Here is a 13534-nt window from a genome sequence, read left to right on the forward strand (position 1 = left end):
ACCCACCAGAACACCGGAAACAGGACAGGACCTCCGTCGTTTGTGGTTTAAAGCGGACTCAGAAGCGGAACGGATCAGAAACAGAACAGAGCCGCGGATGAGTCGGCTGGCCGCTGACGTTGAAGCTGACGTTGAAGCGGAGAAGCGGCGGCGCCGGCTCAGCGACGCGTGGCGGCGACCCACTGCTCGAGCTTGGCCTCCGCCGCGCCGGAGTCGATCGTCTGGGCGACGATCTCGAGCTTCTCCGCCATCCGCTCGGTGAAGCCCCGCAGCACCTGCCCCGGATCGCCGGCGAGCGAGAACGACACCAGGCCGGCTGCCGCGTTGAGCAGCACGATGTCGCGCACCGGCCCCGTCTCCCCCGCGAACACGGCGCGCACGATACCGGCGTTCTCCTCGGGGCTCCCACCGATCAGCTGATCGATCGTCACGCGCGGGATGCCCAGGTCGTGCGGGTCGAGATCGTGCTCGGTCACCTGACCGCGCGAGACCTCCCAGATGTGGCTGTGGCCGGTCGTCGTGAGCTCGTCGAGGCCGTCGTCGCCGCGGAAGACGAGAGCCGTCGCCCCGCGGGTCTGGAAAACGCCGACGATGAGCGGAACACGGTCGAGGTGGGCCACGCCGACGGCCGAGGCCTCGGGCCTCGCCGGGTTGCACAGCGGCCCGAGGAAGTTGAAGACGGTCGGGATGCCCAGCTCGGCCCGCACGACGCCCGCATGGCGGAATCCCGGGTGGAACATCGAGGCGAAGGCGAAGGTGATGCCCGTCTCGCCGAACACCTCGGCCACCCGCTCCGCCGAGAGGGTCAGGTCGATGCCGAGTGCCGAGAGCACGTCCGACGAACCGCTCGCCGAGCTCGCCGCCCGGTTGCCGTGCTTGATCACGGGCACACCGGATGCCGCGGCGACGACACTCGCCATGGTGGAGATGTTGACCGTGCCGAAGCGGTCCCCGCCCGTGCCGACGATGTCGAGGGCCATCGGGTCGATGGGCAGCTCGATCGCGTGCTCGAGAACGGCGTCGCGGAAGCCCACGATCTCGTCGACCGTCTCGCCCTTCGCGCGCAGCGCCACGAGGAAGCCGGCGAGCTGCGCGGGGCTCGCCTCACCCGTCATCACGCGCTCCATAGCCCACGAGGCATCCGCGACACTCAGGTCGTTCCCCTCGAGGAGAGAGGTGATGACGGCCGGCCAGGATGTCGTTTCAGGCATGTACAGGATCCTAGGCCACACGGCGCACGGACACTCCGTGACGGCCGAATACGGCCCAGAAGTTAGGTTGACCTAACAAATCTCGCCCCGAAACGGGCCTCCGAATGGGAAAATGCCGTGAGTAAATCGGCCATAATGGAACAGTGACGAGCACCTCAATATCCCAATCGGCGATCAAGCCGATGGTCAACAGGCCGAACACGGTCGCCGTTGGAACCATCGTCTGGCTCGGAAGCGAAGTCATGTTCTTCGCCGGGCTGTTCGCGATCTATTTCACCCTCAGATCGACTTCCCCTGAACTCTGGGAATTCGAGGCCGGACGGCTCAACGTGCCGTACGCGACCGTCAACACGATCATCCTCGTCCTGTCGTCGTTCTCCTGCCAGTTCGGCGTCTTCGCCGCCGAGCGCCTGCAGTCGCGACGCACCGGCTGGAAGCCCACGCAGTGGGGCATGGTCGAGTGGTTCTTCGTGAGCTTCGCCCTCGGCGCGGTCTTCGTCTCCGGCCAGGTGCTCGAGTACGCAACGCTCGTCTCAGAGGGCATCACGCTCTCCTCCAACGCCTACGGCTCCGCCTTCTACATGACGACAGGGTTCCACGCGCTCCACGTGACAGGCGGTCTGATCGCCTTCCTCCTCGTGATCGGCCGCGCATTCGCGGTGAAGACTTTCGGCCACAAAGAGGCGACGAGCGCCATCGTCGTCTCCTACTACTGGCACTTCGTCGATGTCGTCTGGATCGGGCTCTTCCTGGTCATCTACGTGCTCAAGTAAGAATTAGGAGCGGACCCCTACAGCATGCCCGAGAACACACCTCGCACTCAGCGCTCAACGCGCAAACGCGGTCGCCGCAATCCCCTCGCGACGGCCGCCCTCATCGCCATCGGCCTCGTCTTCACGGGCGGCGCGTACGCGGCCTTCAGCACGAGCACCGCCTCCGCAGAGGTCGACATGGCCTCGCAGCAGACGATCGACGAGGGCAAGAAGCTCTTCCAGGCGAACTGCGCCACCTGCCACGGCCTCGCGGCTCAGGGCACCGACAACGCGCCGAGCCTCATCGGCGTCGGCGCGGCCTCGGTCGACTTCCAGGTCGGCACGGGACGCATGCCGATGCAGATGCAGGGCCCTCAGGCCCTCGAGAAGCCGCCGCAGTTCACGGATGACGAGACCAAGGCTCTCGCCGCCTTCGTCGCGTCCCTGGCGCCCGGCCCGGCGATCCCTCCGGCCGACATCACCTCCGGCGGCGGAGACACCAGCCGCGGCGGGGAGCTCTTCCGCATCAACTGCGCGATGTGCCACAACGTCGCCGGCGCGGGAGGAGCCCTCACCGAGGGCAAGTTCGCTCCCCCGCTCACGACCGTCAGCGGCGTGCACATCTACGAGGCCATGATCACGGGCCCGCAGAACATGCCGGTCTTCAACGACCTCAACCTGACGCCGGAAGACAAGCGCGACATCATCACGTACCTCAAGTACGTGCAAGACACCCCATCGCCCGGCGGTCTCGACCTCGGTGCGCTGGGTCCGGTCTCCGAAGGCCTCTTCATCTGGATCTTCGGAATCGGAGCGATCGTCGCACTTACCGTCTGGATCACTGCAAAGTCCAACTGAGCACCGATCCGAGATGACACAGCTTAAGAAGGAGAACAATGGCACAGGACGATAACGGCGGTAAGGACGTGATCCCACAGACGGGTTCGTCGGCCGTCGAGCATGCTCTGGAGGAATCTCCGGGCACTGCGGTGATCGTTCAGGACTCCGTGGCAGACCCCGGGTTCCCCCCGCATCGTCAGCGCGTGACCGACAAGGATCCGAAGGCCGCCAAGCAGGCCGAGCGCACGGTCTACACGCTCTTCTACCTGTCGATCGTCGGAAGCGTCTTCGCCATCGCGGCGTACATGGCCTTCCCCATCGAAGACGGCGACCCCGGAGCCATCCGCCTCAACAACCTCTTCATCGGCCTGGGCATCGCCCTGGCGCTGCTCGCGATCGGCATCGGAGCCGTGCACTGGGGCAAGGCGCTCATGGCCGACCACGAGGGCATCGACCTCCGTCACCCGGTCAAGGGCACCGACGAGACCCGCGCCCGCGCCGTCGAGATCTTCCAGGAAGCCAACGAGGAGTCGGGCTTCGGCCGCCGCACCCTCATCCGCAACAGCCTGGTGGGTGCGCTCATCGCCTTCCCGCTGCCGGCCGTCGTGCTCTTCCGCGGCCTCGCTCCGCAGAACGAGAACCCGGTCGAGCTGCTCTCCCAGACGATGTGGAAGAAGGGCCTGCGCCTGACGCTCGACCCCACGGGAACGCCCATCAAGGCGGCCGACGTCACACTGGGCTCCGCCTTCCAGGTGATCCCCGAGGGCCTCGCCGAGATGGAGAGCGGCAGGCTCGAGGCGAAGGCCAAGGCCGCCGTGCTGCTCATGCGCCTCAAGCCCGAAGACCTGCACGAGCTGCCCGACCGCAAGTCCTGGTCGTACGACGGCATCGTCGCCTACTCGAAGATCTGCACGCACGTCGGATGCCCCGTGGCCCTCTACGAGCAGCAGACCCACCACCTGCTCTGCCCCTGCCACCAGTCGCAGTTCGACGTCGCGAACCACGCCAAGGTGATCTTCGGACCGGCCGCACGGCCTCTCCCGCAGCTCCCGATCGCCGTTGACGACGAGGGCTACCTCATCGCACAGAGCGACTTCACCGAACCTGTCGGACCGAGCTTCTGGGAGCGTCCTTGAGTACCACTACCCCCACTCGCACACAGGCCGTCGAGCCGAAGACCGGCGGTTTCGTCGGAGCGGCCGCGAACTACATCGACGAGCGCACGAGCATCTCGGGTGCCGTCAAGGAGTTCGGGCGCAAGATCTTCCCCGACCACTGGTCGTTCCTGCTCGGTGAGGTGGCGCTCTACAGCTTCATCGTCATCCTGCTCTCGGGAACCTTCCTGACCTTCTTCTTCCAGGCGTCGATGGTCGAGACCCATTACACCGGCTCCTTCGTGCCCCTCAAGGGCATGGAGATGTCGGCGGCGATGGACTCGACGCTCAACATCTCGTTCGACATCCGCGGCGGGCTGCTCATGCGGCAGATCCACCACTGGGCGGCGCTGCTGTTCATCGCGGCCATCGGCCTGCACATGCTCCGCATCTTCTTCACGGGCGCGTTCCGCAAGCCCCGCGAGGTCAACTGGGTCATCGGCTTCGTGCTGTTCGTGCTCGCGCTGGGCGAGGGCTTCACCGGCTACTCCCTCCCCGACGACCTGCTCTCGGGCAACGGCCTCCGGATCATCGACGGCATGCTCCTGGGCATCCCCGTCGTCGGCACCTGGATGACCTACCTGCTCTTCGGCGGGGAGTTCCCGGGAACCGACATCGTCGGCCGCCTGTACTCCCTGCACATCCTGCTGCTGCCGCTCATGGTCATCGCCTTCATCGCGATCCACCTCATGTTCGTGGTCATCCACAAGCACACCCAGTTCCCGGGCGCCGGCCGCACGCAGAAGAACGTCGTCGGCTACCCGGTGCTGCCGGTCTACGCGGCCAAGGCCGGTGGCTTCTTCTTCATCGTCTTCGGCGTGATCGCCGTCATCGCCTCGCTCGTGACGATCAACCCGATCTGGAACTACGGCCCCTACGACCCATCCCCCGTCTCGGCGGGTACCCAACCGGACTGGTACATCGGCTTCGCCGACGGAATGCTCCGATTGATACCCTCGGGCTGGGAGTTCGTCTGGCTCGACAGAACCTGGTCGATGAACATCATCGTGCCCGTGCTCATCCTCGTGGTGTTCCTCGGCGTGGTGTTCATGTACCCGTTCCTCGAAGCGTGGATCACGGGCGACAAGCGCGAGCACCACATCCTCGACCGCCCGCGCAACGCCCCGACCCGCACGGCCATCGGCGCCGCCGGCGTCACCTTCTACGCCGTCATGTGGGCCGCCGCGAGCTCGGACATCATAGCCACCCATTTCCATCTCACGATGGAGTCGGTCATCTACACACTGCAGGCTCTGCTGATCCTCGGCCCGTTCATCGCCTTCTTCATCGCGAAGCGCATCTGCATCGGGCTGCAGAAGAAGGATCGCGAGATCGCCCTGCACGGCTTCGAGTCCGGCCGCATCGTTCGACTGCCCGGTGGCGAGTTCATCGAGGTGCACCAGCAGCTCGACGACTACGAGCGCTGGAAGCTCGTGAGCTTCGAGGAGTACAAGCCGCTGATGATCCGCCCCGACAGCAAGGGACGCATCACAGGAACGCAGCGTTTCCGCGCGGCACTCTCCCGCTGGTTCTTCGAAGACCGCATCACGCCGGTCACCAACAAGGAGATCGAGCAGTCCCACGGCGATCACCACTAGGTCGCACACAGCTCGCGGAGCGGGGAGTGAGGGTCACAGGATGACTCTCACTCCCCGCTCTCGTGTGTACGCGCCCTGCGGCCCCCTCCCATGACGACCCCGACCCTGGCCGGCTGGCTTCGCTGCCCGTCGTGCGCCCAGCCCCTGGAACCGCTCGGCGAGCTCGGACTGGGTTGCGTGAACGGGCATCGCTTCGACGTCAACCGACGGGGTTACGTGACGCTCCTGGGCCCTCGTGAGGCCGTTGTGGGCGACAGCGCGGCCATGCTGGATGCCCGGGACCGTTTCCTCATCGGCGGCCACTACGCGCCGATCAGCGCCATGATCGACGCAGTGCTCCGGGACGCCCTCATGCCGGCGGAAGGGCGCCCCGAGCGTGCGATCGACCTCGGCTGCGGTACCGGGCACTATCTCGCGGGTGTGGTGGCGCAGAGGCCCGCCTCGAGCGCTCTCGCCGTCGACCTCTCCCCCGCCGCTGTGGCTCGCACCGTGCGGCGCTTCCGGGGCGGCAGCGCTGTCGAGCCCGTCGTCGACGGGCTCGTGGCTAACACCTGGAGGCCGCTGCCGATCCGCGACGGCGCGGCCACCCTCCTGCTGAACGTCTTCGCACCGCGCAACCCGGCCGAGTTCCACCGGATCCTCGAACCCGCAGGCGCTCTGCTCGTCGTCATCCCGCGCCCCGAGCACCTGCAGGAGCTCCGCGCGGCCGGGAGGGTGCTCGGCATCGGCGACGACAAGCACAGCCAGCTCGTCGCATCCCTCGACGCGTTCTTCGAGCTCGAGGAGAGCCGGCCCGTCGAGTTCGTCGCCGAGCTCACCGCAGCGCAGATCGACGATCTCATCGGCATGGGCCCCTCCGCCCATCACCGGAGCGCAGACAGCACAACGGCGGCAGTCGCAGTGACTGCCGCCGTCGACGTCGTGCTGTTCCGCAGGAGGGGTTGAGCCTCGCTGCCGAAGGTCTAGCGGGCGAAGTAGCCCCGGTAGTACTCGTAGGTCCAGCCCACGATGCAGACGATCGCGAACGCGACTCCGATGAACGCGATCCAGAAGCCGACCGCGAGCCCCAGCACAACGAGCGCGGCGGCGGCGGCGAGCATGATGGGCCACCAGCTCCACGGGCTGAAGAAGCCGAGCTCGGGGTCTCCGTCATCGATGTTCGAGTCGAGGAGGTCCTCCGGCAGCTCGCCGCCCTGGGCGCTGTGCACCCGCTGGAGGTAGAAGGCGATGAAGCCGGCGAGGAGCACCGAGAGCGTGAGCGCGACCGTGCCGACCCACTCGATGTCCTGGATCTCGATGAGGTTCCAGATCAGGTAGGTCACGTCGGCCAGCAGGAAGAAGGCCGTCAGGATCCAGAAGAGATTGGCGTTGGCTTTCAACTCACTTCACTTTCTCGTCGGCAAGGTCGACGGTCGGCGCGTCGGGGGCGTCTTTCGCCGGGCCTATGCCCACCGGAAGACCCGCCTCGGGGTGGTTGAGGTCGAACGCCGGACGCTCCGAGCGGATGCGAGGGATCGAGGTGAAGTTGTGACGCGGCGGCGGGCACGAGGTCGCCCACTCGAGCGATGCGCCGTAGCCCCAGGGGTCGTTGACCGTGACCTTGGGAGCCTTGCGCGCCGTCAGGTACACGTTCAGGAAGAACGGGATCATCGACGTCGCGAGGATCATCGCACCGACCGTCGAGATCTGGTTCAGCCAGGTGAAGCCGTCATCGGGCGAGTAGCTCGCGTAACGACGCGGCATGCCGATGACGCCCAGCCAGTGCTGGATGAGGAACGTCGTGTGGAAGCCGATGAACAGCAACCAGAAGTGCCACTTGCCGAGACGCTCGTTGAGCATCTTGCCCGTCCACTTCGGCCACCAGAAGTAGAAGCCGCTGAACATCGCGAAGACTACCGTGCCGAAGACGACGTAGTGGAAGTGCGCTACGACGAAATACGTGTCTGAGACATGGAAGTCGAGCGGCGGCGACGCCAGGATGACACCCGTGAGACCACCGAAGGTGAAGGTGATGAGGAAGCCGATCGCCCAGAGCATGGGTGTCTCGAAGGTCAGGGAACCCCGCCACATGGTGCCGATCCAGTTGAAGATCTTCACACCCGTCGGAACGGCGATGAGCATCGTCATAAGCGCGAAGAACGGTAGGAGCACCGACCCCGTGACGTACATGTGGTGAGCCCACACCGTCACCGACAGGGCCGCGATCGCGATCGTCGCGTAGATGAGGGTCTTGTAGCCGAAGATCGGTTTTCGGCTGAAGACAGGGAACACCTCTGAGACGATGCCGAAGAACGGCAGCGCGATGATGTAGACCTCCGGGTGCCCGAAGAACCAGAAGAGGTGCTGCCAGAGCAGCACACCGCCATTGGCGGCGTCATAGATATGGGCCTCGAAGACACGGTCGGCGGCGAGGCCGAAGAGCGCAGCAGCGAGCACGGGGAACGCCATCAGGATGAGGATCGAGGTCACGAGGGTGTTCCAGGTGAAGATCGGCATGCGGAACATGGTCATGCCGGGCGCGCGCATCGTGATGATGGTCGTGATGAAGTTGACGGCACCGAGGATCGTTCCGAAACCGCTGATCGCGAGGCCGAGAACCCAGAGGTTTCCGCCGACGCCCGGTGAGAAGGTCGTGCTCGAGAGCGGCGCGTACGCGAACCAGCCGAAGGATGCCGCGCCCTGGGGCGTCAGGAAGCCGGCGACGGCGATGAGGCTGCCGAAGTTGTAGAGCCAGTAGGCGAAGGCGTTGAGGCGGGGGAACGCGACATCCGGGGCACCGATCTGGAGCGGCATGATGACGTTCGCGAATCCCGCGAAGAGCGGTGTCGCGAACATCAGCAGCATGATCGTGCCGTGCATCGTGAAGAGCTGGTTGTACTGCTCTTTCGTCGCGAGGATCTCGAGGCCGGGCTCGAAGAGCTGGGCGCGGATGATGAGCGCCATCACTCCGCCGATGAGGAAGTAGACGAAGGAAGTGATCAGGTACATGTACCCGATGATCTTGTGGTCGGTCGAGGTGACCCACCGGACGATGATGTTGCCCTTGTGCTCGACTCGCGGCGTGCCGAAGGTCTTCGGCGGGGTCGGAGCGGGCGGAGTGCTGGTGGCTGCCGGAGCCGGTGCTGTGGTCGTCATTCGCCCTACTCCCCTTCTTCTGAGTGCTGGTCCGGCTGTCCGTTACCGGGGAGGTTGCCGAGGCGGTTGTAGTCCTGGTCGAGCTGGCCGGTGTAGCCCCGCTCCGCGAGGTCGTCCATGTGCTGCTCGAACTCCTCTTCGGAGACGACCTTCACGTTGAAGAGCATCTCGGAGTGGTATTCGCCGCAGAGCTCGGCGCACTTGCCCGCGAAGGTGCCCTCGCGGGTCGGCGTGACGCTCATGTAGTTCGTCTTGCCCGGGATCATGTCTTTTTTGTAGAGGAAGTCGATGACCCAGAAGGAGTGGATGACGTCGCGCGACTCGAGCTTGATCTCCACCTTCTTGTCGACGGGCAGGTAGAGGGTCGGGAGCTCGTCTTCGACGATGGTTCCGGCCGGCGCGTCGGTGTCGGGCTGGGCCTGGATGCCCGGCTCGTAGACATCCTGGTCGACGTAGTTGAAGTCCCAGGCCCACTGCTTGCCGAAGACCTCGATGTTGACGTCGGGCTCGTCGTAGCGGGCCTCGATGACGGCCTGGTCACGTGCGGTGAAGGCGAAGAAGCCCAGCACGAGGATGAGAGGCACGACCGTGTAGAAGATCTCGATCGGCATGTTGTAGCGCAGCTGGGCCGGCAGACCGCTCTGGCCCTTGCGGCGGCGGTAGACGATGACCGTCCAGATGACGAGTCCCCACACGATGAGGCCGACGACGAGAAGGACGAGCCACGAGGTGACCCACAGCCCCGACACCATCGACGTCGTGGACGTGACGGGGGGCTGACCTTCTTCGAACCCGGGGAGGAATCCGTTGAGCTGGGCTTGCGTGCACCCCGCGAGAACGACGGCTAGCATCGCTGCGATCGGAATGGCAGCCCATCGGAGTCGGCGTTTGTTGCGCACCGGTGACCTTTCGGGAGACTCTGGGACACTGCTCAGGGCAGTGGGTTTGACTCGTTCTAGCCTAGCGCTCCGTCACCCCCCGCGAACGCACCCGACAGGTGGGTTGCGACGAAATCTGCCGGGATTCCGCCCGATTAAACAGCGATGGGGACCGCGAAACGCGGTCCCCATCGGTGTGTGGCGCCTGTGGATCAGTGGAACGAGTCCCCGCAGGCGCAGCTGCCGGTGGCGTTCGGGTTGTCGATCGTGAAGCCCTGCTTCTGGATCGTGTCCTCGAAGTCGATGGTCGCGCCGTCGAGGTAGGGCACGCTCATCTTGTCGACGACGACCTCGACGCCGTCGAAGTCGACGGTCGCGTCGCCGTCGAGCAGGCGCTCGTCGAAGTAGAGCTGGTAGATGAGGCCGGAACAGCCGCCGGGCTGCACGGCCACGCGCAGGCGCAGGTCGTCGCGGCCCTCCTGGGTCAGGAGGCTGTGGACCTTCTGCGCCGCGGTGTCGCTGAGCAGGACGCCGTGGGCGGTCTTCTCGGCGGTGGCGGTCTCGATCGTGGGGGTCTCGGTCGTGAGTGTGGTGTCGCTCATGTCACTCCTGAAGGGTCAGAATCGCTGGAGTCGCGAAAAACTAAGGCCAGTGTAACTCCGGTGACCCGGAATCGTCTGCGCTCATTCCCATCCGTGCGGCGCGGCGCCCGGCACGGTGCTCGACGCAGCGGCCACCGCACCGCTCGGCTCGGCTCTCAGCCGCGACGGTCCAGACGCTCGAGGAACAGGGCCTCGCTCAGCACGGCGCGCTTGAAGACGCCCAGGTGCAGCGACTCGTTGGGGCTGTGCGCCCGCGAGTCGGGGTCCTCGACGCCGGTCACGAGGATCTGCGCCTCGGGGAACACCCGCACGAGGTCCGCGATGAACGGGATCGATCCGCCGATGCCGACCTCGACCGCCGGCACCCCCCAGGCCTCGTGCATCGCCGCGGTGACCTCGCCGACGGCCCAGCCGCTCGTGTCGACCAGGAAGGGGTCTCCCATGTCGACCTCGGTGACCTCGATCACGGCGCCGAACGGGGCGTGCTCGCGCACGTGCCGCTCGAGGGCGGCGAAGGCGTCCGCCGCCGTCTGACCGGGGGCGATCCGCGCGCTGATCCGCACCGAGACGCTCGGCAGCAGGGTGTTCGAGGCGTTGTCGACGGATGGCGCGTCGATGCCGGTCACCGTGACCGACGGCTTGAACCACATCCGTCCCAGCACCTCCCCCGTGCCGATCGGGCGCACGCCGTCGAGCAGGGCCGCCTCCTCGCGCAGCTTCTCCTCGGAGTACTCGGGGGTCGCGGCATCCGTGCTCGTGAGACCGGCGACGGCCACGGATCCCTCCGCGTCCCACAGGGTGTCGAGCAGGCGCACCATCGCGAGCATGGCGTCGGGGGCTGCTCCCCCGAACATGCCGGAGTGCGAGGCATGGGCGAGCGTCGAGACCGTGAGCCGGAAGGTCACGTTGCCGCGCAGGGCGACCGTGAGCGAGGGCGTGTTCACATCCCAGTTGTCGGAGTCGGCGACGACGATGACGTCGGCCGCCAGGGCGTCGCGGTTCTGCTGCAGGAAGTTCGAGAACGAGCGGGAGCCGAACTCCTCCTCACCCTCGATGAAGGCCACGAGCCCGAGGTCGAAATCGCCCCCGGTGACCTCGGCGAAGGCGCGCACCGCGGCGACGTGCGCCATGACGCCCGCCTTGTCGTCGGCGGCACCGCGTCCGTAGAGGCGATCGCCCTTCACGGTGGGCTCGAAGGGCAGGGTCTCCCAGTCGGCGTCCCTGCCGGGGGGCTGCACGTCGTGGTGCGCGTAGAGCAGCACGGTCGGGCGGCCGTTCCTCGCGGCCCGGGTCGCGAGCACGGCCGGCTGCCCGAGGGTGTCGCTCTCGCCGATCGGGGCGCGTGCGATCGAGACGGAGTCGAAGACCCCGGTGCCGGTCAGCAGCGCTGCGACCCGTTCTGCGCTCGCCTGGACGTCGGCGGGATCGAAGGCCGACCACGACACCGAGGGGATCCGCACGAGATCGGCCAGCTGGGCGATCGCGTTCGGGATGCCGGCGCCCACGGCCTCGGTCACGGCGGCCTGTCGAGCTGTGCTTCCGCTGTGACTTCCGGACGTCGCGGCCGCTGGATTCTCTTCGTGCTCTGGATTCTGCGTCATGCAGGTAATCTTAAGTCCAGACGAAATCAAGGATTTGATGTGGCCAAGCAACAGACGAGCAACGACGTTCCCCCCACCGACGACGGAGATCTGAACTCCACGAACGGCAAGGGCCATGCGACCCCCACCCGCAAGGAGCGCGAGGCCGCCAACAAACGACCGCTCGTTCCGGGCGACCGCAAGGAAGCGGCACGCAACGCGCGGTCCCAGGCGGCCACGGAGCGGGAGCGCGCCCGGATCGGCATGGCGGCCGGCGACGACCGCTACCTGCCGGTTCGCGACAAGGGGCCGCAGAAGAAGTTCGTGCGCGACTACGTCGACGCGCGCTTCAGCGTCGGCGAGCTGCTCATCCCGGTCATGTTCCTCGTGATCATCCTGACGTTCATCCCGAACCCCGACTTCCAGGTGTACGGAATCCTCGCGCTCTGGGCGTTCTTCGTCCTCGCCGTCATCGACTGCGTGATCCTCAGCTACCTCGTGACCAAGAAGGTCAAGGCCAAGTTCGGCGAGTCACGGGCCGAACGCGTGCGTTGGTACGCCTCGATGCGCGCGCTGCAGCTGCGCGTCATGCGCCTGCCGAAGCCGCAGGTCAAGCGCGGCCAGTACCCGAGCTGAGCGGCATCCGCCGGCTGAGCGGCATCCGCTGACCGCGGAGCGCTCCGCTCAGGCCTTCGCGCGGAGTCTGGCGAGACCGCGGTTGATCTGCCGCGCCCACAGCGGCCCGGTGTAGACGAAACCCGTGTAGCCCTGCACGAGTGTGGCGCCCGCATCCAGGCGTTCGGAGACGTCGTGCGCCGTCGAGACGCCGCCCACCGAGATGACGCAGAGCTCCGGCGGCACGATCGTGCGGATGAGACGCAGGATCTCGAGGGAGCGCTGCGCGAGCGGGGCGCCGGACACTCCTCCGTCGCCGGCTGCCGCGATGACCGCGGGATCGGTGACGAGGCCGTCGCGTGAGGTCGTCGTGTTCGTCGCGACGATGCCGTCGAGGCCCAGCCGCAGCACCAGCTGGGCGATCGTGCGCACCTGCTCGTCGGTGAGGTCGGGCGCGATCTTGACGAGCAGAGGCGTGGATCGGCGCCCCGGGGCGTCTGCGGGTGCGGCGACCGCCGCCGCGACGGCCTCGAGCAGCGGCGCGAGGGACTCGATCTCCTGCAGTCCGCGCAGACCCGGGGTGTTCGGCGAGCTCACGTTGACGACGAGGTAGTCGGCCAGCGGGGCGAGCACACGCGCGCTCAGCACGTAGTCGGCGACGGCGTCGTCGACGGCGACCACCCGGCTCTTGCCGATGTTGACGCCGACGATCGGGCGCGAACGCCGCTGAAGCACCCGTGCGAGCCGGCGGGCCGCCTCGTAGGCGCCGTTGTTGTTGAAGCCCATGCGGTTCACGACGGCGTGGTCGGGGATGAGCCGGAACATCCGCGGGCGGGGGTTGCCGGGCTGAGGGATCGCGGTGAGCGTGCCCACCTCGACGTGCCCGAAGCCGAGCGCGCCCAGGCCGAGGATCGCCTTGCCTTCTTTGTCGAAGCCCGCCGCGACGCCGAACGGCGAGTCGAAGTCGAGCCCCAGGGTGCGCACGGCGAGACCCGGCGCGGGCTTCGTGAACCGGCGCACGAGCGGCGCGAGGCCCACGGCCGGCAGCAGCCGGATCACGTCGAACGCGAGGTGGTGGGCGCGTTCCGGGTCGAGTTTGGACAGGACGAGGGAGAAGAGGATGCGATACATGCCTGCACCAGGGTACCGGTCGCCGGGGCGCGAGGTTC

General features: G+C 66.7%; 13 protein-coding genes. 6 read left to right on the forward strand and 7 right to left on the reverse strand.

Features of this window, described 5'->3' with window-relative positions; genetic code table 11:
• Positions 1-158 precede the first annotated feature (158 nt).
• Complete coding sequence (gene trpD, locus CLV54_RS16815) at positions 159-1211, reverse strand: anthranilate phosphoribosyltransferase (RefSeq protein ID WP_100346165.1); 1053 nt, start codon at positions 1209-1211, stop codon at positions 159-161.
• Between the two features lie 182 nt (positions 1212-1393).
• Here trpD and ctaE point away from each other — a divergent pair, with 182 nt between their 5' ends.
• The 5 genes from ctaE (at position 1394) to CLV54_RS16840 (ending at position 6500) form a co-directional block, all read left to right on the forward strand.
• Positions 1394-1984 (forward strand): aa3-type cytochrome oxidase subunit III, encoded by a 591-nt coding sequence (ctaE, locus tag CLV54_RS16820; protein ID WP_100346166.1) that lies wholly within the window; start codon positions 1394-1396, stop codon positions 1982-1984.
• Between the two features lie 24 nt (positions 1985-2008).
• Positions 2009-2821 carry a cytochrome bc1 complex diheme cytochrome c subunit gene (gene qcrC / locus CLV54_RS16825; protein WP_100346167.1) on the forward strand — a complete coding sequence of 271 codons (813 nt, stop codon included), beginning with the start codon at positions 2009-2011 and terminating at the stop codon, positions 2819-2821.
• A gap of 38 nt (positions 2822-2859) precedes the next feature.
• On the forward strand, positions 2860-3939 hold the full coding sequence (gene qcrA, locus CLV54_RS16830) for a cytochrome bc1 complex Rieske iron-sulfur subunit (RefSeq protein ID WP_100346168.1): 1080 nt from the start codon (positions 2860-2862) through the stop codon (positions 3937-3939).
• Positions 3936-5555: a cytochrome bc1 complex cytochrome b subunit gene (gene qcrB, locus CLV54_RS16835; RefSeq protein WP_100346169.1), complete on the forward strand. Its 1620-nt coding sequence runs from the start codon at positions 3936-3938 to the stop codon at positions 5553-5555. The genes qcrA and qcrB overlap by 4 nt, the downstream gene beginning before the upstream one ends.
• A 90-nt stretch (positions 5556-5645) precedes the next feature.
• Entirely contained in the window at positions 5646-6500 is an 855-nt protein-coding gene (locus CLV54_RS16840; protein ID WP_157803052.1) for a putative RNA methyltransferase, read from the forward strand.
• 17 nt (positions 6501-6517) lie between these two features.
• On the opposite strand, the gene ctaF is transcribed toward CLV54_RS16840, so the two are convergent.
• The 5 genes from ctaF to CLV54_RS16865 form a co-directional block, all read right to left on the reverse strand.
• Positions 6518-6934, reverse strand: coding sequence for an aa3-type cytochrome oxidase subunit IV (gene ctaF / locus CLV54_RS16845; protein WP_100346171.1), 417 nt, complete (start codon positions 6932-6934; stop codon positions 6518-6520).
• Position 6935: 1 nt separating this feature from the next.
• A complete protein-coding gene (ctaD, locus tag CLV54_RS16850) occupies positions 6936-8690 on the reverse strand; it encodes an aa3-type cytochrome oxidase subunit I (protein ID WP_100346172.1) in 1755 nt (584 codons plus the stop codon).
• A 5-nt stretch (positions 8691-8695) separates the two neighbouring features.
• Complete coding sequence (gene ctaC, locus CLV54_RS16855) at positions 8696-9589, reverse strand: aa3-type cytochrome oxidase subunit II (protein ID WP_170062023.1); 894 nt, start codon at positions 9587-9589, stop codon at positions 8696-8698.
• Positions 9590-9780: 191 nt separating this feature from the next.
• Positions 9781-10170 (reverse strand): iron-sulfur cluster insertion protein ErpA, encoded by a 390-nt coding sequence (gene erpA, locus CLV54_RS16860; RefSeq protein WP_100346174.1) that lies wholly within the window; start codon positions 10168-10170, stop codon positions 9781-9783.
• Between the two features lie 155 nt (positions 10171-10325).
• Complete coding sequence (locus CLV54_RS16865; RefSeq protein ID WP_100346175.1) at positions 10326-11771, reverse strand: dipeptidase; 1446 nt, start codon at positions 11769-11771, stop codon at positions 10326-10328.
• 39 nt (positions 11772-11810) lie between these two features.
• Here CLV54_RS16865 and CLV54_RS16870 point away from each other — a divergent pair, with 39 nt between their 5' ends.
• Complete coding sequence (locus tag CLV54_RS16870) at positions 11811-12386, forward strand: DUF3043 domain-containing protein (protein WP_100346176.1); 576 nt, start codon at positions 11811-11813, stop codon at positions 12384-12386.
• Positions 12387-12434: 48 nt separating this feature from the next.
• Here the strand turns inward: CLV54_RS16870 and CLV54_RS16875 are convergent, their stop codons facing one another.
• Positions 12435-13496 (reverse strand): quinone-dependent dihydroorotate dehydrogenase, encoded by a 1062-nt coding sequence (locus tag CLV54_RS16875; RefSeq protein WP_100346177.1) that lies wholly within the window; start codon positions 13494-13496, stop codon positions 12435-12437.
• Positions 13497-13534: the final 38 nt, after the last annotated feature.

Origin of the sequence: Compostimonas suwonensis (assembly GCF_002797855.1) — a bacterium.
GTDB lineage: Bacteria > Actinomycetota > Actinomycetes > Actinomycetales > Microbacteriaceae > Compostimonas > Compostimonas suwonensis.

Bases quoted from the DNA above. Each gene is read 5' to 3' on its own strand.
- erpA (WP_100346174.1), bottom strand. From the start codon at position 10,170: ATGAGCGACACCACACTCACGACCGAGACCCCCACGATCGAGACCGCC.
- CLV54_RS16875 (WP_100346177.1), bottom strand. From the start codon at position 13,496: ATGTATCGCATCCTCTTCTCCCTCGTCCTGTCCAAACTCGACCCGGAA.
- ctaD (WP_100346172.1), bottom strand. From the start codon at position 8,690: ATGACGACCACAGCACCGGCTCCGGCAGCCACCAGCACTCCGCCCGCT.
- ctaE (WP_100346166.1), top strand. From the start codon at position 1,394: ATGGTCAACAGGCCGAACACGGTCGCCGTTGGAACCATCGTCTGGCTC.
- trpD (WP_100346165.1), bottom strand. From the start codon at position 1,211: ATGCCTGAAACGACATCCTGGCCGGCCGTCATCACCTCTCTCCTCGAG.
- CLV54_RS16865 (WP_100346175.1), bottom strand. From the start codon at position 11,771: ATGACGCAGAATCCAGAGCACGAAGAGAATCCAGCGGCCGCGACGTCC.
- CLV54_RS16840 (WP_157803052.1), top strand. From the start codon at position 5,646: ATGACGACCCCGACCCTGGCCGGCTGGCTTCGCTGCCCGTCGTGCGCC.
- qcrA (WP_100346168.1), top strand. From the start codon at position 2,860: ATGGCACAGGACGATAACGGCGGTAAGGACGTGATCCCACAGACGGGT.
- qcrC (WP_100346167.1), top strand. From the start codon at position 2,009: ATGCCCGAGAACACACCTCGCACTCAGCGCTCAACGCGCAAACGCGGT.